The sequence below is a fragment of the Pseudomonas sp. GX19020 genome (genome assembly GCF_023371075.1).
Classification (GTDB): domain Bacteria; phylum Pseudomonadota; class Alphaproteobacteria; order Rhodobacterales; family Rhodobacteraceae; genus Pseudogemmobacter.
Genome location: NZ_JAMCCR010000013.1, coordinates 82,225 through 105,036, shown reverse-complemented (window position 1 = coordinate 105,036; position 22,812 = coordinate 82,225). Strand labels below are relative to the sequence as shown.

The window sequence follows — 22,812 nt, the reverse complement described above, 5'->3', positions numbered from 1 at the left end:
TCCAAAGGATAATTCCATGTCAAAACTGAAAACCCTGGCCTTTGCCGCCGCCGCTGCCTTCGGCCTTGCCGGCGCGGCTCAGGCGCAGGAAAAGCTGGTGATCGGCGCCACCGCCATTCCCCATGCCGAGATCCTCGAATTCGTGAAGCCCATCGTCGCGAAGGAGGGCATCGACCTCGATATCCGTGTCTTCACCGATTACATCCAGCCCAATGCGCAGCTGGTCTCGGGCGAGCTGGACGGCAATTATTACCAATACCGCCCCTTCCTCAACGAATGGAACCGCGAGCGCGGCGACAATCTGACGGTGATCGTGCCGGTCCATATCGAGCCTTACGTCGCCTATTCGACGAAGATCTCCTCGCTTGACGAGCTGAAAGACGGCGCGAAAGTCGCGATCCCGAATGATCCGGTGAATGGCGGGCGCGGGCTCTTGCTCCTGCAACAGCTGGGGCTGATCAAACTCGGGGAATTCAAGTCGCTGACCTCGCCAGATGACCCGCTGCCGGGGCTGAAGGACATCACCGAAAACCCGAAAAACCTCGACATCGTCGAGCTGGAATCCGCGCTTTTGCCGCGCGCGCTCAATGAGGTCGATCTGGGCGCACTGAACGGGAACTATGTTTTCGAAGCCGGTCTCGATATCGATAAGGCGCTGTTCATCGACAATGGCCAGGATGGTCATAACGTCTGGAGCGAATATCTCGTGACCCGCCCCGGTGACACCGAAGATCCGCGCATCAAAATCCTCGCCAAAGCGCTGAACAGCGACGAGACCCGCCAGTTCATCCTCGACCGCTACAAGGGCCAGATCTTCCCCGCCTTCTGATCTCTTCGCGTGTAAACCGACCCGAAAAGACGGGGCGCGTGACCTCCTCATCCCTGCGCGCCGTCCGTCTCCTGCCGGATTTATCCTCTGGCAGGAGACACCTTCTCAGGCCTCCCCTTCCGGAGCCCCCGCTCAATCACCCCGCCGGAGCCTCACATGACCAACCCGCAAAAGCCGCTGGATTTCCTGTGGTTCATCCCTTCCTCCGGCGATGGTGCCTATCTGGGCAGCGACCTGCGGGCGCGGCCCGGAGACCCGGATTACTTCCGCCAGATCGCGCGGGCGGCGGATCGCTTAGGCTATTCCGGCGTGCTGATCCCGACCTCGGTCGCCTGCGAGGAAAGCTTCATCCTTGCAGCCGATCTTGCCGCTCATACTGAACGGCTGAAATTCCTCGTCGCCGTGCGCCCTGGCACCGCCTCGCCCGCCTATTACGCGCGGCTCGCCTCAACGCTGGACCGGCTGTCGCGCGGGCGGCTTTTGCTCAACATTGTGGTCGGCGGCGCGCCGGCAGAGCTGGCAGGGGACGGCATCTTCCTGCCGCATGACGAACGCTACAGCCATGCGCGCGAGTTTTTCGACGTCTTCAACAGCCTGCTCGAAACCGGCGAGGCCCATCTCGACGGCAAACACATCAAGGCCCATCACGCGAAGCTGGGCCTGCCGCCCTTCCAGGAACCGCGCCCGCCTTTATATTTCGGCGGGTCGTCAGATGCGGCGCATGATTTCGCCGGTGATTATGTCGAGAAATACCTGACCTGGGGCGAGCCCCCGGCCCAGGTGGCCGGGAAAGTCAAAGCGGTGCGCGCGGCGGCGGCGGCAAAGGGACGCGAGGTCAGCTTCGGTATCCGACTGCATTTCATCGTGCGTGAAACCGATGAGGAGGCCTGGGCCGCGGCCGACCGCCTGATCTCGCATCTCTCGGATGAAACCATTGCGAGTGCCCAGGCCGTGCAGAAAAACCAGTCGGATTCTGTGGGTCAGGAACGGATGCGCCGCCTGCATGAGGGCCGACGCGACCGGCTTGAGGTCTCGCCGAACCTCTGGGCGGGTGTTGGTCTGGTGCGCTCGGGCGCAGGCACGGCGCTGGTCGGTTCGCCCGCCACGGTTGCCGCACGGCTGAGAGAGTATCAGGAAATCGGCATCGATACCGTGATCGCCTCGGGCTACCCGCATCTGGAAGAGGCCTATACGGTCGCGGAACTTCTGTTCCCGGAACTTGGCATCAGACCGGCAACCCCGCCGCTGCGCCCGTCTTTCGGCGCGCCCGCCGTCTTTGGCGGCGGTGGCCATGGCGGCAATGTGAAGGCAACCAAAGCATGACCCTTTCCGCCAGCTATCAGATCAACCCGCCCGCCGCCCATGTGATACGGGACGATGCCGAAGCGATCCGGATCGCGCATGAGGTCGCGGCCTTCCTGCGCCCCGGCGCGGCAGAGCGCGACGCGACCCGTCATGTGCCGGCAGAAGTGGTCGACCATTTCTCGAATTCCGGCCTCTGGGGCATCCAGGTGCCCAGGGCCTATGGCGGGGCCGAAGTCTCTTACGCGACGCTGGCAGAAGTTATCGCGATCATTTCGGCGGCCGACCCCTCGCTGGGGCAGATCCCGCAAAACCATTACTGCCTGCTCGAAGACCTTCGACTGCAAGGGACCGAAGAGCAGAAGCGGCATTACTTCGGCCTGGTGCTGCAAGGTCATCGTTTAGCCAATGCGCTCTCCGAGACCGGCGGCAAAAACGTGGCCGATCTGCAGACCCGCCTCACCCGCGATGGTGAAGGCTATGTGATCGAGGGTCGCAAGGGCTATTGCACCGGCTCGCTTTACGCCCATTACCTCGGTGTGCTGGCGCTGGATGATCAGGATCGCGCCCAGCTGGCCTTTGTTCCGCGCGAGACACCGGGCCTTGTGGTGGTCGATGACTGGGACAGTATCGGCCAGCGCACGACGTCCAGCGGCACGGTGCTGCTGGAACGGCTCCGGGCGCAGGATTTCAACCTGATCCCAAGTTACAAATCCTATGAGACCCCGACCCTTGCCGGCCCTTTCGCGCAGATCACCACTGCGGCGATTGATGCGGGCATTGCGCGCGCCGCGCTGGAGGACACCATCGCCTTTGTGCGCGAGCACGCCAGGCCCTGGATCGATGCCGGGGTCGGACGAGCCTCGGAAGACCCGCTGACCATCCTCAGGATTGGTGAGCTCGAGATCCGTCAATCTGCCGCCGAGGCATTGCTGGAACGCGCCGGAAGGGTGCTCGATGCCGCGAAACCGGCTCCGGATGAGGAGAATGTGGCCCTCGCCTCGGTCGCAGTGGCCAAAGCCAAGGTGCTGACCACCGAGGTCGCGATCGAGGCCACCAACCGGCTGTTCGAGCTGGGCGGCACCAGGTCGTCGCTGAGAAAACACGCCTTTGACCGTCACTGGCGCAATGCACGCGTCCATACGCTGCATGATCCGGTGCGCTGGAAATACCACCTCGTGGGCAACTGGGCGCTGAATGGCGTGAAACCGCCGCGCCACGACTGGAACTGAGACAGCAGAAAACGGCGGAATGGCAAAGGGGCGCGGGAAAAGGTGATTCTCCCGCGCCCCTGCCATTTGCGCGCGCCCCTCATGCCGCGGGGGCGAATTTCCCCCCCCAGGCCCGCCCTGGCCGCGCGCTTCTTCTCCGTCCGCCCGAAATAAACACGTCTTATTTTATCGTGTTTATGCGAAACTGTCTTCAGACCCGCCTGTTCCCGGATGCGAGAGGAAGAACTATGTCCCGCCACGAATCCTTGCTGCATCGGCCAACCCTTGCCGAACGTATGGCGGCGGTGCCGCCGGGCAGCCCGATCCTGCGCGCATTGCGCAACCGGCCAGAACTGCTGGCAGGGCTTGAAGCGGGGTATCAGGATCTCTTGCGTCAAAGCGGCGCCACGCGGACCGAGGCGCTGGCGATTGCCTCTTTCACCGCGCATCTGCATGGCGAAGAGGCGGTCAGCACCCATCTTCACGCGCTGCTTCAGGCGGCGGACAGCGACCTTGCGCTCCTGATTGCGGAAGAGGCGGAGAACGCGGCCCTGCCCGGGCCTTACGGCACCTGGCCCCCAGGCCCGCTTTCGGCCGAGGATCTGGATGGGCCGGCCTGGCGCGCCGATCCGCCGCTGCGGCTGCGTCTTGGGGCGCGCCTGTCGGCGGCGCTGGAACACGCGCATCTGGTGACGCTGCACCCGCGCGACATCACGTCGGCGGCAGATGAGGCGCTGGAACGGGCCGGCTGGCTTCCCGGCGAGACGCTGGATCTGAACCGGCTGATCGCCTGGATCGGGGCGCTGAGCCCGGTGGTCAGCGGCCTCAGGGCCTATGCTCATGCGCGCCATCTGCAGCGCACAATCACGACCGCCCATGACCGGCCGGCCGGGTTTGCCTATGGCTGACCCCCTGCTGCCCGAACCGGGACTGAGCGGCCAGGGAATGGCGGCCCCCGGGAAGCCAGAGGCCGGTATTTCAGACACCGGGACACTGGCCCCTGAGACGCCCGCCTCCCGACTGCCGGACCGTTTTACCAGCCGTCGCCTCGAATGGCGGCCCCGCAAAGCTGCGCAGACGGCAATCCCCACGCCCGTCTCTGTGCCAGCGGTCGAGACCGAGCCGGTTGCCTTTCTGCCTGCTGTACTGGCCGGGGATGCGGGCCCCGTCCTTGCTGCGTCAGCGGGGTTTCTTGCCCGCCGCCGTGGTGCCGGGCTTGCCCAAGGGGAGCGCGACCTCGCGGCCACCGCCGTCGCGCGCCGCATCGGCTGTTTCTTCACCGCCGCCGCCCATGCCCGTCGCGCCGCTGCGGGCCTGAGGCGCAAGCGCGAGGTCGATGTTCTGCTGGAAGAGGGGCTGCCAAGCCCGCTCGGGGGCCGCTCCGGCGGCGTGATCGCGGCAGCCTCGGCGCTGGCGGCGATCCCGGTCAGAGCCAGCCGCCAGGTCTTCTGGACACTGGAGGAGGAAAAGCTCGATGATCAGGAAATCACCGATCTGATCCTGGTTGCAGGCTTTGCGGCCTGGAATGCCCGCCTCGCACTGGCCGCCGGCGAGAGCCTTCGCCTTGATCCCGAAGACCGCCGGAGCGTCTCGCCATGAGTAAACCCTGGCGCCTGATCGCCCCGGCAGATCATGTCCTGGCCGATGCGGTGCAGCTTTTGCTGCGGGCGCGGCAGCTGCCTGTCCTGCGCGATGAATGCGGCCCGCTGCCGGCGCTCTTTGCGCCCGATGCGGATCCGGTGCCCCTGCATGATGGCGCTGCGTTGCTCGCCGCGCTGCCCGATATGCCCGGGACTGCCCTGCCAGTGCTCGGGGCCGTGCAATCCGCCCAGGCTCGGCTGGCGGCGATCGACCCTGCGGCCTTTCCGGCCGATCTGGACCTGACCATCTACGCCCTGCGCCAGGAATTGCGCGCACTCGAACCCCTCGCCCCGCAAACGGCGCCAGAAAGTGATGCCGGGCTGATCATGGCGCCGCTTTTGTGGCGGGTCGGGCTCTATGATTTCCATTTCGGGCTGTTCCTGCTCTCTGGCCTGCCGAGGTTGACGGCATTGCGCGCGCAGCAGCGGGTCAACCCGCAGATTGCGGGCCTCCTGAACGCGGGCGGCGCGCTGCGGGTCCTGCAGCGTCCCGGGCAGCTGACCGGGGCAACCGCCCCGCCGACCGACTGGTCCCGTGCGCTTGGCCCGGAAGGACGGGAGAAATCTCTTCTCCCAAAGGCGCAAAGAAGAAAAGATCCTTCCATTGGCAGCGGGGGGCACATTCGTTAGCCATCCGTCGCAGCGCGCGTGGTGCCAGTGACGGAGAGTTCGATGGACGGAGCCCCGGGGGAAACCATCGGTGATCAGGCGGCGGATGATGCCGCGCTGATCGCCGGCCTGACCGAACGCCTGCGCCTTTTGCGCATCGTCTCGCAGCAAAGACGGTATCACGGGCGCCCGACGCCGCGCCTGCCCTCGAAACGCGCCATCATCGAACTGCTGAATGACATCGTCGCGACCCTTTATCCGCGCCATTTCGGTCCGCAGGACCTCGCGCCCGAGGCCACGGATACCTTCATTGCGCAGATGCTGGCCTCAATCCGTCTGCGCCTCGCCGATCTTGTCATCACCGAGCTGATGCTGGCCCCCGATGCCGACGCGACAGCGTCACATGCCCGGGGCGAGTCGCTGTCCCGCGCCTTTCTTGAACGGCTGGTGATCATCCGCGATCTGCATGACACCGATATTCTGGCGGCCTGGCAGGGCGACCCTTCTGCGATGAGCCTTGACGAGGTCGCCTTTTGCTTTCCCGGCGTGGCCGCGATCCTGCATCACCGTATCGCGCATGAGCTGAGCCGCGCCGGCATTCGCATGATCGCCCGCATCATGGCCGAGCATTCGCATTCCGTGACCGGGATCGACATCCATCCCGGCGCAAAAATCGGACCGGCCTTTTTCATCGACCACGGCACCGGCGTGGTGATCGGCGAGACGGCGGTGATCGGGCGCAATGTGCGGCTTTATCAACAGGTGACTCTGGGCGCCAAGAGTTTCCAGGACGATGGCACCGGGGCGCTGGTCAAAGGCCAGCCGCGCCATCCGCAGATCGGGGACGATGTGGTGATCTATGCCGGGGCGACGATCCTTGGCCGGATCACGGTGGGCCAGGGCGCGGTAATCGGCGGTGGCGTCTGGCTTTTGGAAGATGTGGCACCTGGCGCGATGGTCACCCAGGCGCGCCCGATGCTGCGCTTCGCTCCGGGCTGAGCGCGCCCGACGGGCCCCAGCTGACGATTTTTGCCCCAGATTCGCGGCGATTTCCGGCGTTGACGCCTGCCGGCTCCAGGCTGGCGCAGATCGCCCATTCCCCAAAAGGCGCGCGCGGAAGAGAAATTTTATCTCTTCCGCAAGCGCTGCAATCGGCCCGTTCCAAGTTTAGCACCCCCGGGCAAAACGGGTCGAAAACCTGTTCCTGACGGGGGATTTCCAGCGCTATCCTGACTTTATTGCGGGCCCGGTCCGGTGGTTTGCGGAATCCGCAGCCAGGGCCAGAAAAGTGGGAGTGTGATGATGAACCTTCGTGCCGATACCAGCTTTTCCGCGGTTCCCGTGGCGCAGGATGGCTTTGCCGGGGTCATAGCGCCCGACACCGCCTGGGATCTTGTCTCGCGCGGCGAGGCGGTGATCCTTGATGTGCGCACAGTGGAAGAGCGCGCCTATGTCGGGCGGGTTCCCGGCTCGCTGCATGTCGCCTGGGCGACCGGAACCGCGATGAACCGCAACCCGCATTTCGTTCGCCAGGTGGCGGCGCTGGTGCCGGATAAAACGGCACGGCTCCTGCTGATCTGTCGCAGCGGCAAACGGTCGGCGCTGGCGGCCGAAGCATTGACCAAAGCCGGCTGGACCCAGGCCTTCAGCGTGGCCGAGGGTTTCGAGGGCGAGCTGAATGCTGCCGGCCAGCGCGGCACCGCCGACGGCTGGCGCTTTCACGGCCTGCCCTGGCACCAGGATTAAAACGCCGCCCTTCCGGCCCCCGGGCCACGCCATCCCTGGTTTTACGGAGACAGCAATGCCCATCCCTGCCCGCGGCCATGACGGTTTCGCGGAAGATATTTCGGCGACCGTCGCCGGCCTCGCCGAAGCCCGCCATGACTGGCGTGTCTCACATCTGCGCCTTGAAGAGGCAGGGCCGCGCGAATTGCCCTCACCCGAGCGTGTCGCGGCGATTGTCACCGACCTGCGGGCGGTTCTGTTCCCGATGCGGCTTGGTCCTGCCGATCTGCGCCAGGAGAACGAGAATGAGTTCATTGCAACCACGCTGACCCGCGCCGCGCAGGAGCTGACCCACGAAACCGCGCGCGAACTTGACTGGGCGCACCGCTATCTTGGCCCCGGGGCAGCGCCTGCGCCCGATGCTGCCCCGGTCATTGTCGCCGCATTCATCCAGAGCCTGGCCGGGATCCGCCGGATCCTCGACACCGATGTCGTCGCCGCCTTCCGCGCCGATCCGGCCGCACGTGGCGTCGATGAGGTGCTTTTGTGCTATCCGGGTCTGCGCGCTCTGATCAACCATCGGCTCGCGCATCGGCTGTTTACCCTTGGCCTGCCGCTGATTGCGCGGCTGATCGCCGAGATGGCCCATGGCGAGACCGGCATCGACATTCATCCCGGCGCCCGTATCGGTGAGAGCTTTTTCATCGACCACGGCACCGGCACCGTGATCGGCGCCACCGCCATTATCGGCGACCGGGTGCAGCTGTTTCAGGGCGTGACGCTGGGCGCCAAAAGCTTCCCGACCGACATCCAGGGCAATGTGGTCAAGGGCCTGCCCCGCCATCCGATCATCGAAGATGATGTGGTGATCTATTCCGGCGCCACGGTGCTGGGCCGCGTGACCATTGGTCAGGGATCAGTCCTTGGCGGCAATGTCTGGGTCACCGGCGATGTCCCCCCCAGAAGCATGGTGTCGCAGGCCAGATCGCAATCGCAGGGACAGCCAGAGAATGGACATGTCAAAATTGCCTGACACTTCCCCCATATTTGGCAAATTATGCTAAGAAAACTGATTGATTTGGAACAATATTCCACCAAGAATTAACAAAACAGAACATAGTTTCAGACCGCCTCTTCCCTCAACCTTCCTCAAGCGGAGCGCCTTATGGCCGATCTCTCCCCGCAATCCGCGCTTGGCGACAATGCCGCCCGCCAGCTTGCCAATGCCACTAAAACCGTTCCTATCCTTTCGACGATCAGCCCGCGCTGGCTTGTCCACCTCTTGCAATGGCTGCCGGTCGAGGCCGGGATCTACCGGCTGAACACGGTGAAAAACCCGCAGGATGTGCATGTCGCCTGTACCGCGCGCGAAGATGAATCTGAACTCCCCCAGACCTTTGTCGATTACGATGAGACCCCGCGCGAATATTTCCTGAACGGCGTTTCAACCATCGTCGACGTTCACACCCGTATCTCGGATCTCTATTCCAGTCCGTTCGACCAGGTCAAAGAGCAGCTGCGTCTCGCCATCGAGACCATCAAGGAAACCCAGGAAGGCCAGCTGATCAACAACCCGGATTACGGGTTGCTGGCCAATGTCCATCCCGATCAGGTCAACTACCCGCTGACCGGCGCGCCGACACCGGATGATCTGGACCTGCTGATCGCGAAAGTCTGGAAAGAGCCCGCGTTTTTCCTGACCCATCCCGATGCCATCGCCGCCTTTGGCCGCGAATGCACCCGGCGCGGTGTACCGCCGCCCACGGTCTCGCTCTTCGGGTCGCAATTCCTGACCTGGCGCGGCATTCCGATCATCCCGTCCGACAAGGTGCCGGTGGTCGATGGCAAGACCAAGATCCTGCTGATCCGGGTTGGCGACAAGCGTCAGGGCGTGGTCGGCCTTTACCAGCCGGGGCTGGCGGGCGAACAGGCGCCGGGCTTGTCGGTGCGTTTCATGGGGATCAACCGCTCGGCGATCGCGTCTTACCTGATCAGCCTTTATTGCAGCCTCGTTGTACAATCGCCGGATGCCCTGGCCGTGCTGGATGATGTGGAGATCGGCAAGTTCCATGACTATCCCGACACCTACAAGTAACCCGCTTCCCGCGCCGGATGCGGTGCCCCAGGGGCTGCCCGATGTGGCGTCCCTGACGAGCCTCGCCTCGCAATTCTTCGCAGCGCTTCCGGGCGCTGCGGGGAACAGCGCTGGTCACCTGCCGTCAAACCCGGTGCCGGCCAATCCGCAGCCCGCGGGCTTTTCGCCCGGGCCGCTGGCGAATGGCCCCGCTTTGCCCGGGACCTTTGCGCCCGGGGCAAACGCCGTGCCAGCCAACCCGCAGGACGGGGCGGCGGTGCTGGCCTCGACACCCTCGCTGGCACCCAAAGCGGCGGCGACCAATGGCCTGCCCGATCACGCCGCCATTGTGCCGCCAGCATTGAATGGCCGGTTCGGCGGCCATTCGCTGGGTGTACCGCAGGTTTCTCCGCGTACAGCATCCGCAACAGACAGCGCATCGCCCTTCTACTTTCTCGCCGATGCGACGCCTTACGCGCCGCAGTCCAAAGCGCCGGACGTCCCGCGCGAGGATCTGGTTTCCGCCCGCAGCTTTGGCCTCCCCGGCGCGGAGGATCTGCGCGCACTGCTCGCAGACCACCGGGCGCCCGCGCGCCCGGCCCCGGCAAGCCAGCCGCAGCGCGGGGCCTTTGATGTCCATGCCGTGCGCCGCGATTTCCCGATCCTGCAGGAGCGGGTGAACGGGCGGCAACTCGTCTGGTTCGACAATGCCGCGACCACGCAGAAACCGCGCCAGGTGATCGAACGGGTCTCGTATTTCTACGAGCACGAGAATTCGAACATCCACCGCGCCGCGCATGAGCTCGCCGCCCGCGCCACCGATGCCTATGAAAAGGCCCGGGAATCCGTGCGGCGATTCATCAATGCGCCATCAGTCAATGAGGTGATCTTTACCCGGGGCACCACCGAGGCGATCAATCTGATCGCCAAGTCATGGGGCGCGCGAAATATCGGCGAGGGCGATGAGATCATCGTTTCGAACCTGGAACATCACGCCAATATCGTGCCCTGGCAGCAGCTCGCCTGGGCGGTCGGCGCGAAAATCAGGGTGATCCCGGTGGACGATGACGGCCAGGTGATCCTGTCCGAGTATCAGCGTCTCCTCGGGCCGAAGGTGAAGCTTGTCGCGGTCACACAGGTCTCGAACGCGCTAGGCACTGTGGTGCCGGTGAAAGAGATCGTCGATCTGGCGCATCGCAACGGATCAAAGGCGCTGGTCGATGGCGCGCAGTCGATCAGCCATATGCGGGTTGATGTCCAGGATATCGGCGCGGATTTCTTTGTCTTTTCGGGGCATAAGATTTTCGGCCCGACCGGCATCGGCGCGGTCTGGGCCAGGGCCGAGATCCTTGACGACATGCCGCCCTGGCAGGGCGGCGGCAATATGATTGAGGATGTCACCTTCGAGCGCACCCGCTTTCAGCCCGCCCCGAACAAGTTCGAGGCCGGGACCGGCAATATCGCCGATGCGGTCGGCCTTGGTGCCGCGCTGGAATATGTCGAGGGCTGGGGGATCGAGAATATCGGCCGCTATGAGCATGAGCTGCTCGATTACGCCACCCAACTGCTGCGGCCCATCAAAGGTGTGCGGCTGGTCGGCACGGCGCGCGACAAGGCCTCGGTTCTGTCCTTCACGCTGGAAGGTTATACCACGCATGAGGTCGGCGTGGCGCTGAATGAGGAAGGTATCTCGGTGCGCACCGGCCATCACTGCGCTCAGCCGATCCTGCGGCGCTTTGGGCTGGAGACAACGGTGCGCCCCTCATTGGCCTTCTACAATACGCGCGATGAGGTCGACCGCTTCATCGCTGTGGTGCAGCGCCTGTCGAAAGCGCCGCATTGAAACAGACCCGCCCCGAAGGCACGGGGCGGGTTACCTGTTGCTGAGGATCTGCTCAGTGGTCGCGAGCCGGATCTGATCTTCGCAACGCGGGTAGATCAGGCGCAGGGCCGCCTCATGCGCCTCGCGCGCGGAACTGCCGACGGCATCAATGGCGATGGTCACGTCAAAGCCAAGATCCATCGCATCCATCACTGCTGCCAGCACACAGACATCCGTTTCCACCCCGGAAAACACGATATGCCGCACGCCATCGGCAAAGAGCCTCTCGGCCACGCCAGCCACTTTGAACGGCGAATAGATCAGCTTGTCGATCACCAGAGATTTCGCCGCAAAGGGCTGCAATTCCGCCACCAGATCCAGCAGCGCGCGGTCGATCCTTTCGCCGGTCAGCATATCCCAGCGTTGGTAATAGCGCGCCCAGGTGCCGGTTGCCGCCTCGGCCGTCTCGGGCACCACGAAGCGCGCAAAGGCGTTCTGGCCGCGAAACCCCTCGCAGAGCCGCAACACATTCGGCAGCACCTCGCGCAGCATCGGCGTGTGCCAGACGGTTTCCTCATCAAACAGCCGCTGCATGTCGATGACCATATGAAGCATATCGCGCATCTCAGCCCTCCACCGGGATTGTATGCGCGGCGGGCCAGCTGAGCGTGACTTCCGCGCCATTGGGCAGGATCACCCCGTCGCTGTTTTGAGCAAAGACCTTCAGCCGCTGCCCGCCCGGCCCTTCCATCAGATAGGTCAGGTTCGCGCCGGCATAGATCGCGTTCAGCACTTTCGCGCGCAGCTGGTTTTCATATGCGGCATCAAGGCTGATTTTTTCGGGCCTGACCGCCAGTGTCACGTCGCGGCCCTCGGCCAGGCCCGGCGCGGTGATGCGGTGTCCGGCGACCGTGATCGCGCCGCCCTCGACACGGCCGGTGAAGAAATTGGCATCGCCAAGGAATTCGGCGGCAAAGCGGGTGGCCGGCCGTTCATAGATCGCCGCCGGCGCGCCCATCTGCACGATGCGCCCACGGTCGAGGATCGCCACCTGATCCGACAGCGTCAGCGCCTCTTCCTGATCATGGGTGACAAAGATCGTCGTCACGCCGATCTCGCGTTGCAGGCTCAGAAGCTCGACCTGCATCTCCTGTCTGAGCCGCCTGTCCAGCGCAGAAAGCGGCTCGTCAAGCAAAAGCACCTTCGGCCCGGTCACAATCGCCCGGGCCATCGCGACACGCTGCTGCTGACCACCGGAAAGCTGTTTCGGCAGGCGCTCGGCAAAGCCCGGCAGGCGCACCATCTCCAGCGCCTCATCAACGCGGCGCTTTGCCTCGGCGCCTTTGACCCCGCGCCGGCCAAGGCCAAAGGCGACGTTGTCCCTGACGCTCATATGCGGGAACAGCGCGTAGGACTGAAAGACCATGCCGATATTGCGGGCCCAGACCGGGATGCGGGTCACGTCTTCGCCGCCGATGGTCACCTGACCCGCCTCGGGCGTGATAAAGCCCGCGATGATCCTGAGAAGCGTCGTCTTCCCCGAGCCGGACGGACCGAGAAGGCTGGTGAAGCTCCCCGATGGGAAATCGACCGTGATATCGGTCAGAACGGGGCTGCCGCCATAGGATTTGGCGATGCCCGTCAGCTTAACGTCGGACATCTTTCGCTCCGAACTTCGAGAAGATGAAATAGATCAGCACCAGCGCCATCGATGCGAGCAACAGCACCGTCGAGATGATGTTGATATCGGGGGTGAAGCCTTTGCGGATCGCGGAATAGATTTTCACGGGCAGCGTCGTATAGCCGGGCGTGGCCAGGAAATACGAGATCACGAACTGATCGAGCGAGACCGCGAAGGCAAACAGCGCCGCGCCGATGATCGAGGGCGTCAACAGCGGCAGGGTCACCCGGAAAAAGGCGAAAAGCGGCGTCGCCCCAAGGCTCATCGCGGCTTCCTCAAGGTCCTGGCGAATGGTTTGCAGGCCGGTGGAGACCACAAGCACCACGTAAGGAATGGCCAGTGCGACATGGCCGATCAGCATGGCGTGGAAGCCGCGCCCGATGCCGCTCCAGTAAAACATCACCAGCATCGCGGTGCCGGTGATCAGCCAGGGGATCGCGATGGGCGGAAGCAGCATGACGCGCAGGAAATTCCGCCCCGGAAATTCGCGCCGATGCAGCGCTACGGCGGCGGCGGTGCCGACCGGGGTGGCGATCAGCGTTACGATCACGGCGACGATAACCGAATTCTTGCCGGCCTCGATCAGCTCCTGATTCTGCCACAGCTCATGCCACCAGCGGGTCGAGAACTCGAAGGGCAGCTGGTAATAGGGCGAGGCGTTGAAGCCCATCGCGATCATCACGCCAATGGGCAGGTAGAGAAAAAAGATCAGAAGGCAGAGATACAGGCGACCAAAGGCTTTCATCCGCTCACAACTCCGCATTGCGGCGCAGTACGCCGGAGAACGTCGCGAAGATCGCCAGAACCACCGCAAGCAGCATGAAGGAAAGCGCGGCCCCCTGCGGCCAGTTGAAGCCTTGGGTAAAACTGTCCTCGATCACGGTGCCAAGCGTCACCCCCTGCGGCCCGCCAAGGATGCGCGGCTCCATAAACGCGCCGACGACCGGCACGAAGATCAGCACCGATCCGGCGATCAGCCCGGGTGCAGCCATCGGAATCAGGATGCGCCCAAGGATCGTCCACCAGCGGGCGCCAAGGCTTTCTGCCGCCTCGACAATCGCATCATCAATGGTCGAGATCGCGATATAGCAGGTCAGGACCATATAGGGCAGATAGCCATGTACCAGGCCCAGCACGATTGCCGGGCGGGAATAGAGAAAGCCGACCGATGCGGCCTCGGGCAGGATGAACTGCACCACGGCGTCAAGGAACCCGCCCTCCCGGATCACCATGGTCCAGGAGAAGATCCGCACCAGCCCATTGGTCCAGAACGGCAGAAGGATCAGGATCAGGAAGATCCATTGCGACCGCCCAAGGCCCGACCGCGCCAGCGCCAGCGCGGCCAGAAATCCGGTCACTGCACAGATCAGCGTGGTCGCGAAAGCGATCTGGAAGGTCCAGGAGGCCACCTGCCACATATAGGGCTGGGTGAAGAATATTTTATACTGATCAAGCGTGTAGCCGATTTCCTTATTGCCAATGGGTGTGGCTGTCATGAAGGAAAACAGGAACATCGCGCCCAAGGGCAGGAATATCGCAATCAACAGCCAGCCATAGGCCGGCAACAAAAGCGCCGTGGTCGCAACCCAGGGCGGCAGGCGCCTCCCGCCCATTTTCAGGGCGGGGGCTGCTGAGATGGGGCCTGCGCTCATTTCGCGGCGTAATAGGCTTTCATTTCCTGCCAGAGCGCGTTGAACCCATCGCGCCGCGCATCCGGCAGGGCAGACATGATCGACATCGTGTCGATGTATTCCGCTTTGTGGACCTGTTTCATCAGGTCATCCTCGGGCAGCTTTGCCATCGCATCGACATTGGCCGAAGCCGGCGCGCCCACCTCGGTCGCCCAGCGGAAATAGAAATCCGGGTCGATCATGTAATTGATGAACGCATGGGCCGCATCGACATCCGGAGCGGTCGAGGGCACTGCGAGCCCGTCGAGCCAGCCGATCGCACCCTCTTTCGGCACCACGAAATGCACCGGCAGACCGCCATTGCGGAACGAGCGCACCACGCCGCCCGACCAGGCGACCGACAGATCGAACTCATTCGCAGCGAAAGCCTTGTTCCACTGGTCTTCCGAGGTCCAGAGATTGTGCAGGTTCGGACGCACCGATTGCAGGAAGCCTTTCACCGCCTCCAGGTCTTTCGGGTCATTCATGTCCTGACCGGTGGCCAGCGCACCAAGGCCCACAGCGGTCACCGCATCATCGAACAGTGCGACCTTGCCCGCCCAGGCCGGGTCTGCCAGCGCGGCGTAGCTGTCGGGATCGGTCTTGCCATCCCGGACGCCCAGCCCGTTCATCCCCCAGACCCAGGCGCAGCCGAAGGTCTCGCCCTCATATTGCATATTGTCATGGTCTTTGAGCTTTGGCGCGAGGCCCGCCGCATTCGGGATCTTTGCGAAATCGACCGGCTGGATCAGCCCCTGCCCCGCCGCCTGCGCGATCCGGGCCGAGTTGATCAGCACCACATCATAGGCGCCGGGATTGGTCGCCAGTTTGGTGATCATCTCGGCTTCGGAATTGAAATAGTCGTGCACGACCTCGATACCGGTCGCGGCCTTAAAGGCCTCAAGGGCCCATTTCTCGTCGGTGCCGTAGCCCTGCCAGTTCAACACGGTGATCTTCGTCGCCGCCAGCGCGCGGCGCGGCCCGAGCAGCGTCGTTGCCAGCACCGTGCCGCCCATCAGTTGCACCATTGCGCGTCTGCTGAGTTTCATTTCCCGTCTCCCTCCCTGAAGGCCATGCGGGCGCGAATGGCGCCGGGCCTCTGATCTTCCTGCGATCTTGTCCCGCAAGGGACAGCGCAACACCGTCACTGTCAAGCACCATGCCGGGTGTTGCGAAACCAGATCGAAAGCCGGGCCGGTCTGGCCGTCGACAACCGCAGCTGCAGGGGGCCATCGCCGGGATCCTGCAGCTGTGGCGCGCCATCCAGCTCAATCGCCAGCACATCTGACATCCGGATCTGCGGCAGGCTCAGACTGCCCGCCACGCAGGCGGGGATTTCACAGCTGAAACAGCCCTCGCCAAAACGGATATGCCTGAGCGGACCCGCGATATCGCTGACCAGCCGCGCCTGGCCCGTCGGGTCTGACAGCGTCAGCACCCCCCCTTCCCGGCTCACCACCACCGGCCCGAGCGGGCTTTCCAGCGGGCCCATGCGGCAATCGGGCCCGTTTTGCAGGCTCCACCCCGTCCAGGGTGAGAATCCGCAGATCTCTTCGACCGCCATCAGTGGCAGCAGCCCCGCCCAGATGTAAAACCCATCGGCATCGCCCTGGTCGAGCACTTCGCCGGTTTCGGGGTTGTAATTCTCGCCCGCGATCCGCGCCTCGTCCCAGTTCTTGCGGAAAAGTGCCAGGCTTTCCGCTGCGAGACGCGCGGCGCGCGTGGTCTCGCCGGCGCGGTGCAGGCCCAGCCAGACAAGGTAATTCACATTGGGCCAGATCCGTCCGCGCCAATAGACATTGTCCTGATAGGCCGGATCGTCGCGGGTGGCATTGGGCAGGGGCCAGGGGCTGCGGAAGGTCTCCGCATCCTCCATATGCCGCATCAGTGCCGCCTGCTGGCCGGCATCCGCCGCGCCGCATAAAAGCGGGTAAAAGCTGGTTGGAGACAGCGATTTCACAAATGCCCCGCCGCGCTGGCGGTTGGCAAAGATCTGGCGGCTTTCGTCCCAGAGCTGTTCGCGGATCAGCCGGCGATGCGTCCCGGCCATTTCGCGCATCTCGGTCGCGGTGGCGGTATCGCCCAGCTCTGCCGCGATCAGCGAAAGCATCTCGGCATCCAGCGCAACCACGCAATTCAGCCCCAGATCCCAGGTCGAGAGGCTGCGCCTCTCTGCCTGCCAGACGGCCTCATCATGGGTGGCGCTGTTATCCATCCCCGTCTCATTCCGGGCGCCGAAATGGGTGCCCTGATAGAGCGCCGCGCCGACATCCGACGATCCGCAAGAGATCAGGCCGCGCGAATCCGGGTCGCGTTCCCGCCGCCACCAGCGATGGTTTCTCAGCAAAATCTCATATTGCGTCGACAGAAGCGAACGCTCGCCCAGGCGCAGGAACAGGGACCAGGCCACCAGCGCGCCAAGCGGCGGCTGGCTGCGATCCACCCAGGCGTCATTCGACGTCACGATACAGGCGATATTCCCCTGCGGCGTAGCGCCTCCATGCGCCACTGCCATATTCTGCCGTGCGAGATCGGGGTCCAGCACGCCCGCCAGCAGCGCGGCATAGCATTGGTCATTATACCAGACCGCATAGCGCCCGAGATTCCAGATCCGCGTCACTTTGGTATAGGGGCGATGATTTTCCGTGTCCCAGACCGTGTTCCAGCCGGTGATGTCGCGAATGGCCTCCAGCGCACCGGCGGCAGCCCCCTCATGCAGTGATCCGGGCACAGGTGCGGGTGCGGCCAGTGCCGCTTTCGCCCCCGCCACAGCCAGGGCTTCGCTGTCGGCCACCGCCGCCGCCCAGGCGCCGTCTCGCATCATGTCGAGATTGAAACGCAATGCCAGCAAAGGGGCGGCCTCCGCCCGGCTCTCCAGGCTGAAATAGCCGTTTTCTTCCAGATCCTCACGCAAAGCGCCCAGATCCGGGTGGCCGGATACGACGATCGCCGGATCGCGGCTGATAATCGCGGCCCAGCGATGGCCCATGCGGATCAGCACCGCCCCCGCCGCCTTGTCGAACCGCGCTTCCGCCCCATCGGCGGATATCGCCAGCACCACCCAGAACCTCGCCCCCCATTCGCCGGTCTCGCGCGCTTCCCAGGCACCACGGATCGCAAAAGGATCAACGGCTCCCGCCTGAAACCCTATCCTTGTGCCGGAGAATTCGGTCTCGAGCCCCGCGAAGCCGCCATCCGCCCGATGCGCCCCCAGCCGCACCACATCCGCCCGTAGCTCGATCAGCGAGGTCTTGCGCGCCCTTGTCGAATAAAGGACCGGCGTCACCCTGAGCCCCAGCGGCTGAAAGATCATCTCGGCGGGCCGCTCGCCCCAGGTGAACCAGAGCCGCGAAAGCGGCAGGGTCGTGGTCATCGACATCGGGGCCTCACGAAACGGGCGTCAGCAGCACAGGCGGTGCGGTCAGCCCGGACGGATCAGGCCAGAGCGCGCCCTGCCAGGGGGTGCCGGCATAAAAGCGGTTCGCGGCGGTATTGGCAATCTCAAGCCTGAGGTGATGCTCGCCCGCATCCAGCATGCCGAGAGCAAGCCGGCAGGGCGGGTGCCAGATCCGGCCGATATGGCGCTGGTCAAGAAAGACCTGCGCCGCGCAGGCGAGACCTGGCAGTTCCAGCAGCGGCGCGGCAGGCTTTGCCAGGGTGAAGCGGGTCTCATAGATACCGATGCCCGAAAAATCCGCGTCGCCCTGTTCCTGCCAGCCCCGGCAGACGCTGATCTGACGCGCCTCGCCCCTGGTTTGCAGGGTCCAGTCGCTGTCGAGCATATGGCGATGCCAGCGCGGCACAGGCTCGGTCAGTGTCCTGGCCTGACCTGCGGGCAAACCAGCCTCGCGCAGCCGCAGACAGCGCAATTCCTGCGGTTCGAGGTAAAGATCAAGCCCGGCGAGTGCCTCCGGCGCATCAGTATGGCAAAACCCGCCGCCGAGGCTGATCTGCGCCCTGAGCGGCGCGGCACTGTCGTTGAACAGAACCAGCCGCCAGGCGCCTGTCGCATCGCGCCCGGCCAGATGGGAAACCAGATCACGGTCCAGACCGGGGTCAGACGTGACCACCGGCCCTTCGTCAGCGAGGAAGCTGTGCAGCCCGGCCAGATCCGGCGCGCCGCACCAGACCGGCAGTGGCAGCGCATCGATGCGGGCCTGGCTTGCCGGATCGGCAAAGCCCGTAACCGCCGGCAACACAAGGGCCGCGAGGCGGCTGCCATAAAGCTCCGGCCCGTTGGCGCCCTGTGTGATGCGCTGAAGACCCGCCTCATCAAGGATCAGCGGTGGCTGACCAAGCTGCCAGAGCGCCTCTGCCCAGGCGCCGAACAGCCGGGCATGATCATGGCGCGGCCCTTCGGTCAGGGCAGTTTCGTAAGGGTAGAAAAGCGCGACCTGGGCCTGCGGCACCGCGCCTGCCAGAAAGCCCGCGAGTGCGGTGATCTCGTCATTCAGCGCCCGCATCACCCCCCACCAGGGTTGCAGGTTATAGCCCGGGGCAAAATCAAATCGCATATTGGCCAGTGGCTCAGACCGCCCGTCACCCGCATCGGCATAAAGCGCATGCAGGATCACCTGGCCCGCACCCAGGAGATGCAGCCGGATCATCTGCGCGCGCAGGGCGGCGGGCGTGATCTCCCACTGACCGGCGGCACGGGTCTCGCTGCGTTCCGCGGTCAGATAAAGCTCGGTCAGGCAGCCGCGCCTGCCTGAGGCGCGGGCGATACTGTCCCCCAGCACCGGCGCCAGTTGCGGGCCGAGGTTGTTGACATCAACCGCCGTGATATCGCGCCAGGCGTCCAGCCCGAAGAAATCCGCCGCCAGCGCCACACGCGGATCAATCGAGGAAAACCCGCCATTCAGCGCGAAAGAGGCAACATGCGGCAAGATCTCATGCCCGGTCAGCGCGAGGCCGTTGCGGTCACAAAAGGCGCGGACCGGCGCGAAAAACGCCTCGCCGATCAGCCGCGTATAAAGACGCCAGATATGGCTGCGCGCGGCAGAGGTCCCGGGCCCGGTGTCAAAAAGCAGCGCGGCCAGTTGCGGACCGACAGACCCCCGCGCCGCAATGCCGGCTGCAAGGTCTTCGGACCACAGGAAGCTGTTCAGCAGGTTCCCCTCCGTCTCGGTCCAGCGGTAAAGAACCGGCGCGGGCTGGTCGAAAAACAGCTGATCCACCACGCCGGGGATCAGCCCTGCCAGAACGGTCGCAAAGGGCTCCAGCCCGCGCTCGACAAAGCGCCGGCCGGCCTCGGGCAGCAGGTAATTGATCACCCGCGAGCTGGCGATGCGGGTCGCGGCAAAAAGGATCCAGCGCGCGCCTTCGGGAAGGTGGTCGATCTGCGCCGTGACGCCGGTCTCGCTTGTCGAGGTGAGCCGCGCCACCCCCTCCTCGATACGACCATCGGGGTGGAGGATCACCGCCGCGACCAGATCCCAGTCGGTGCAGACCGGGCGGCCACCCTCATGGATCCAGTCGCGCACCGCCGGGCCGAGGCTTGCGCCAAGCGTCGCTTGTATCCCGGAAATATGCGCCTCGGCCTGGCGGCTGACGGCCCAGAAAACATGACGTTCGCGCAGGTGATCCGCGCCGTCGACCACACGCCCCCCCGCCTGACCGCTGGTCCAGGCATAGTCATCATAAAGCCCGGCCTTCAGCCCGAGCCTGCCCATGATTTCCACCGCCTCGCGATAGGCCGCGAGAAATCCGTCCGACAGGTAGAGCGGCAGAGGCATTGAAGGCCGCGCCTGGATATAGATACGGCTGAACCCGGCATCACGGAACTCTGTCAGCTGGGAAAGCATGGCCTCCCGCCCGGGCAGGCCGGACCAGAACCAATAGGCGGCGGGGCGGCCCGGTTCAGGCGTCTCGGTCATCTCTGGCTGGTTCTGCACTGCCTGTCTCCTCGCGCCGCCAGGCGGGATGCGGAGTATCTTCCTTCATCCGCCAGGCATAGGCGCGCAATATGCTGTAATAACTGGGGAAAACATAGCCGCCATTCAGCCGCTGCCACTCATCCCGTGCGGCGTTATAGGCCCCGGGCAGCCGATACCACGGCACGCGCGGCAGTTTGTGATGCACGAAATGCAGGTTATTGAACAAAAACAGCGGCGCGAGGAGCGAGCGTTCGACGATGATCGTCCGCCCATTCGGGTCTTCGGCCCATTGATGTTCGCAATAGCTGCGGATCGCGATCAGCCCGAGCCCGATCCAGCCCGGCCCCAGGAGATAGAGCCAGACCGGAATGCCCATTCCGAACTGAACAAGCGGCAGAACCACCGCCAGCCCCGCCAGATGATGCGCCCAGGCATTGCGGGTCCTGGCGTCACCCGCCAGAATCCGGCGCGCCTCTGCCAGGGTGAAACCGAAGACCGCAACCCATGGGCCAAGCACCACCCGCCCGAGCAGCGTATTGTTGACCCGCAGCACCAGCCGCAACAATCCCGGCATCCGCGTCCAGGTGAAAAGCGCGACATAGTAACTTTCGGGATCGTCATAGGGGTCGGTCAGCCGCTCGTCATTATGATGCTGAAGATGGGTCAGCTTATAGCTGCGATAGGCGTAGAAAATGCCGATCGGCAGCCAGACCAGGGCCTCATTCAACCCTGCGTTCCGGGTCGGATGGCCGTGCAGCACCTCATGCGCCAGCGAGGAATGCAGTGCCACCGCAACGCCCATCACGATCAGCGCAAGCCAGGGCTGGGCCGGCCAGAGCCAGAACCCGGCCAGCAGCCAGCCGCCGTAACACAGCACGACCAGCCCCCAGGTCGGCGTCTCGAACCTGGGAGGCAGCAGCATCTCACGCGGCAACACCGGCAGGCGCTGCGGCTCATTGGCCCCGCTCATGGCAGCCGCACCGTGTCAGACACGCCTGAGCGCCCAGATCGCCAGCAAAGGTGCCTCGCCAGACCGCATCGCGTGCCGGACCGAGGGCTGGTTATAGAAGGTGCCGCCGGTTCCGGGCGTGAACCAGCCAGAGGTTTCGCGCCAGAAATCGCCCTCGGACAGCGCCAGATAGACCTCTTCCGGCGCATGGTTGTGATCGGGGTAGCGCACATGTGGCGCCAGCAGCGAAAGGCCCAGCCAGACATCGCGCCGCTCTTCATGCCCGCCCGGGCCGAGCAGCGTGATTTCGGCATAGCTCCCGGATGCAAGGCCATTGCGCTCTTCGCCTGTCCATTCGAGATACGGCTCGGCCGCCTCCAGCGCCGCGCAAAGCGGGGCGAGTTGCGGGGTTTGCGCGGCATGGGCAAGTGCAGCCCCGAGATGCGTGCAGGCGGGTTGCCTTCCGGGGCTGCGCGGGGTTTGCGGATCGACCCGCTTCACGCCGTCGCGGATACCCGCGAGCGCCGCTTTTGCCTCGGGGGTCGCAGCCAGCTCCGCCATCAGTGCCAGCGTCACCTCGATGAAATTCTGAACTTCGGGGGGGCGGTTGTACAATGTCACAGTTGCGCCTTTCATCGGCTGGCCTCAGCGCAGAGTGCGGCTGCTCTGTCACGCGAAATGATAGGAGGGCAAAAGGCCTGCGGCAATGGTTCTGTGAGGCTGGCGCGCATGGCTTGTCATGATGTGAGAATCAGACTAAGTTTAACAGACTAAGTCAGACCGGGTGCTGTGATGAAAACCGTCAATATGCATGAAGCCAAGACACATCTCTCGCGCCTCGTCGAAGAGGCGGTGCAGGGGGAGCCTTTTATCATCGCCCGCGCCGGCAAGCCGCTGGTCAAAGTGGTGATGATCGAGACGGATGTGCCACGCCGCACCGGCTTTCTCGCCGGGCAGATCGACGTGCCCGATGATTTCGATCACCGCGATGCCGATCTGATCCGTGGCCTCTTTGAGGATGACACGGGGTCTCAGCTGTGAATCTGCTGCTCGATACCCATTACCTGTTATGGGTGGCGGCGCGACCGGATCTGATCCCGGCCCGGGCGCTGGCACTGATCGAGGATCCGGCGAACCGGCTCTGGTTCAGCGTCGCCAGCCTGTGGGAGGTGGCGATCAAGCGCGGCCTCGATCGCCCGGATTTCCGCACCGATCCGGGGGTACTCTGGGCCGGCCTGCTGTCAGCGGGCTATGAGGAACTGACCGTCGAAGGGCGTCATATCCTCGCGCTTGCGACCCTGCCGCCATTGCATCGTGACCCGTTCGACCGGCTGCTGGTCGCCCAGGCAGCGGCAGAGGGGATGCGCCTATTGTCTCAGGATCGCTATGTGCTCGCCTATGGCGGGCCGGTGCTGGAAATTTAA

The 22,812-nt window shown here is 64.3% G+C and carries 22 protein-coding genes; 13 read left to right on the top strand and 9 right to left on the bottom strand.

Annotated elements, in window-relative coordinates:
* The first annotated feature begins 16 nt into the window (after positions 1-16).
* From M3484_RS17850 to M3484_RS17800, 11 genes are all read left to right on the top strand, one after another.
* Complete coding sequence (locus M3484_RS17850; RefSeq protein WP_249498603.1) at positions 17-829, top strand: MetQ/NlpA family ABC transporter substrate-binding protein; 813 nt, start codon at positions 17-19, stop codon at positions 827-829.
* 156 nt (positions 830-985) lie between these two features.
* Positions 986-2,152 carry an FMNH2-dependent alkanesulfonate monooxygenase gene (gene ssuD, locus M3484_RS17845; protein WP_502942479.1) on the top strand — a complete coding sequence of 389 codons (1,167 nt, stop codon included), beginning with the start codon at positions 986-988 and terminating at the stop codon, positions 2,150-2,152.
* A complete protein-coding gene (locus M3484_RS17840; RefSeq protein ID WP_249498602.1) occupies positions 2,149-3,363 on the top strand; it encodes an SfnB family sulfur acquisition oxidoreductase in 1,215 nt (404 codons plus the stop codon). Before ssuD ends, M3484_RS17840 begins: the two co-directional genes overlap by 4 nt.
* Positions 3,364-3,590: 227 nt before the next feature.
* Positions 3,591-4,250: a carboxymuconolactone decarboxylase family protein gene (locus M3484_RS17835; RefSeq protein ID WP_249498601.1), complete on the top strand. Its 660-nt coding sequence runs from the start codon at positions 3,591-3,593 to the stop codon at positions 4,248-4,250.
* Complete coding sequence (locus M3484_RS17830; RefSeq protein ID WP_249498600.1) at positions 4,243-4,941, top strand: carboxymuconolactone decarboxylase family protein; 699 nt, start codon at positions 4,243-4,245, stop codon at positions 4,939-4,941. The genes M3484_RS17835 and M3484_RS17830 overlap by 8 nt, the downstream gene beginning before the upstream one ends.
* Positions 4,938-5,612 (top strand): hypothetical protein, encoded by a 675-nt coding sequence (locus M3484_RS17825; protein ID WP_249498599.1) that lies wholly within the window; start codon positions 4,938-4,940, stop codon positions 5,610-5,612. The genes M3484_RS17830 and M3484_RS17825 overlap by 4 nt, the downstream gene beginning before the upstream one ends.
* A gap of 42 nt (positions 5,613-5,654) precedes the next feature.
* Positions 5,655-6,590, top strand: coding sequence for a serine O-acetyltransferase (locus M3484_RS17820; RefSeq protein ID WP_249498598.1), 936 nt, complete (start codon positions 5,655-5,657; stop codon positions 6,588-6,590).
* Between the two features lie 303 nt (positions 6,591-6,893).
* On the top strand, positions 6,894-7,337 hold the full coding sequence (locus M3484_RS17815) for a rhodanese-like domain-containing protein (RefSeq protein ID WP_249498597.1): 444 nt from the start codon (positions 6,894-6,896) through the stop codon (positions 7,335-7,337).
* Positions 7,338-7,392: 55 nt separating this feature from the next.
* Positions 7,393-8,349 carry a serine O-acetyltransferase EpsC gene (gene epsC / locus M3484_RS17810; protein WP_249498596.1) on the top strand — a complete coding sequence of 319 codons (957 nt, stop codon included), beginning with the start codon at positions 7,393-7,395 and terminating at the stop codon, positions 8,347-8,349.
* A 132-nt stretch (positions 8,350-8,481) separates the two neighbouring features.
* Positions 8,482-9,411, top strand: a complete 930-nt coding sequence (locus M3484_RS17805; protein WP_249498595.1) for a family 2A encapsulin nanocompartment shell protein — start codon at positions 8,482-8,484, stop codon at positions 9,409-9,411.
* Positions 9,386-11,233, top strand: a complete 1,848-nt coding sequence (locus tag M3484_RS17800; protein WP_249498594.1) for a family 2A encapsulin nanocompartment cargo protein cysteine desulfurase — start codon at positions 9,386-9,388, stop codon at positions 11,231-11,233. Before M3484_RS17805 ends, M3484_RS17800 begins: the two co-directional genes overlap by 26 nt.
* Before the next feature lie 30 nt (positions 11,234-11,263).
* On the opposite strand, the gene M3484_RS17795 is transcribed toward M3484_RS17800, so the two are convergent.
* From M3484_RS17795 to M3484_RS17755, 9 genes are all read right to left on the bottom strand, one after another.
* Complete coding sequence (locus M3484_RS17795; RefSeq protein ID WP_249498593.1) at positions 11,264-11,836, bottom strand: cysteine hydrolase family protein; 573 nt, start codon at positions 11,834-11,836, stop codon at positions 11,264-11,266.
* A gap of 1 nt (position 11,837) precedes the next feature.
* Complete coding sequence (locus tag M3484_RS17790) at positions 11,838-12,872, bottom strand: ABC transporter ATP-binding protein (RefSeq protein ID WP_249498592.1); 1,035 nt, start codon at positions 12,870-12,872, stop codon at positions 11,838-11,840.
* Positions 12,859-13,638, bottom strand: a complete 780-nt coding sequence (locus M3484_RS17785) for an ABC transporter permease (RefSeq protein ID WP_092902625.1) — start codon at positions 13,636-13,638, stop codon at positions 12,859-12,861. The genes M3484_RS17790 and M3484_RS17785 overlap by 14 nt, the downstream gene beginning before the upstream one ends.
* Before the next feature lie 4 nt (positions 13,639-13,642).
* Positions 13,643-14,506 carry an ABC transporter permease gene (locus tag M3484_RS17780; protein ID WP_249498591.1) on the bottom strand — a complete coding sequence of 288 codons (864 nt, stop codon included), beginning with the start codon at positions 14,504-14,506 and terminating at the stop codon, positions 13,643-13,645.
* Between the two features lie 35 nt (positions 14,507-14,541).
* Positions 14,542-15,612, bottom strand: coding sequence for an ABC transporter substrate-binding protein (locus M3484_RS17775; RefSeq protein WP_249498590.1), 1,071 nt, complete (start codon positions 15,610-15,612; stop codon positions 14,542-14,544).
* 101 nt (positions 15,613-15,713) lie between these two features.
* Positions 15,714-17,942, bottom strand: a complete 2,229-nt coding sequence (locus M3484_RS17770) for an MGH1-like glycoside hydrolase domain-containing protein (protein WP_249498589.1) — start codon at positions 17,940-17,942, stop codon at positions 15,714-15,716.
* Between the two features lie 7 nt (positions 17,943-17,949).
* Positions 17,950-20,457, bottom strand: coding sequence for a hypothetical protein (locus M3484_RS17765; RefSeq protein WP_249498588.1), 2,508 nt, complete (start codon positions 20,455-20,457; stop codon positions 17,950-17,952).
* Positions 20,423-21,409, bottom strand: coding sequence for a fatty acid desaturase (locus M3484_RS17760; protein WP_249498587.1), 987 nt, complete (start codon positions 21,407-21,409; stop codon positions 20,423-20,425). The genes M3484_RS17765 and M3484_RS17760 overlap by 35 nt, the downstream gene beginning before the upstream one ends.
* Before the next feature lie 15 nt (positions 21,410-21,424).
* On the bottom strand, positions 21,425-22,024 hold the full coding sequence (locus M3484_RS17755; RefSeq protein ID WP_249498586.1) for a dimethylsulfonioproprionate lyase family protein: 600 nt from the start codon (positions 22,022-22,024) through the stop codon (positions 21,425-21,427).
* Between the two features lie 156 nt (positions 22,025-22,180).
* Here M3484_RS17755 and M3484_RS17750 point away from each other — a divergent pair, with 156 nt between their 5' ends.
* Positions 22,181-22,429: a type II toxin-antitoxin system Phd/YefM family antitoxin gene (locus M3484_RS17750; protein WP_249498585.1), complete on the top strand. Its 249-nt coding sequence runs from the start codon at positions 22,181-22,183 to the stop codon at positions 22,427-22,429.
* The gene (locus tag M3484_RS17745; RefSeq protein ID WP_249498584.1) at positions 22,426-22,812 is read left to right on the top strand and encodes a type II toxin-antitoxin system VapC family toxin; all 387 of its coding nucleotides are present in this window, start codon (positions 22,426-22,428) and stop codon (positions 22,810-22,812) included. Before M3484_RS17750 ends, M3484_RS17745 begins: the two co-directional genes overlap by 4 nt.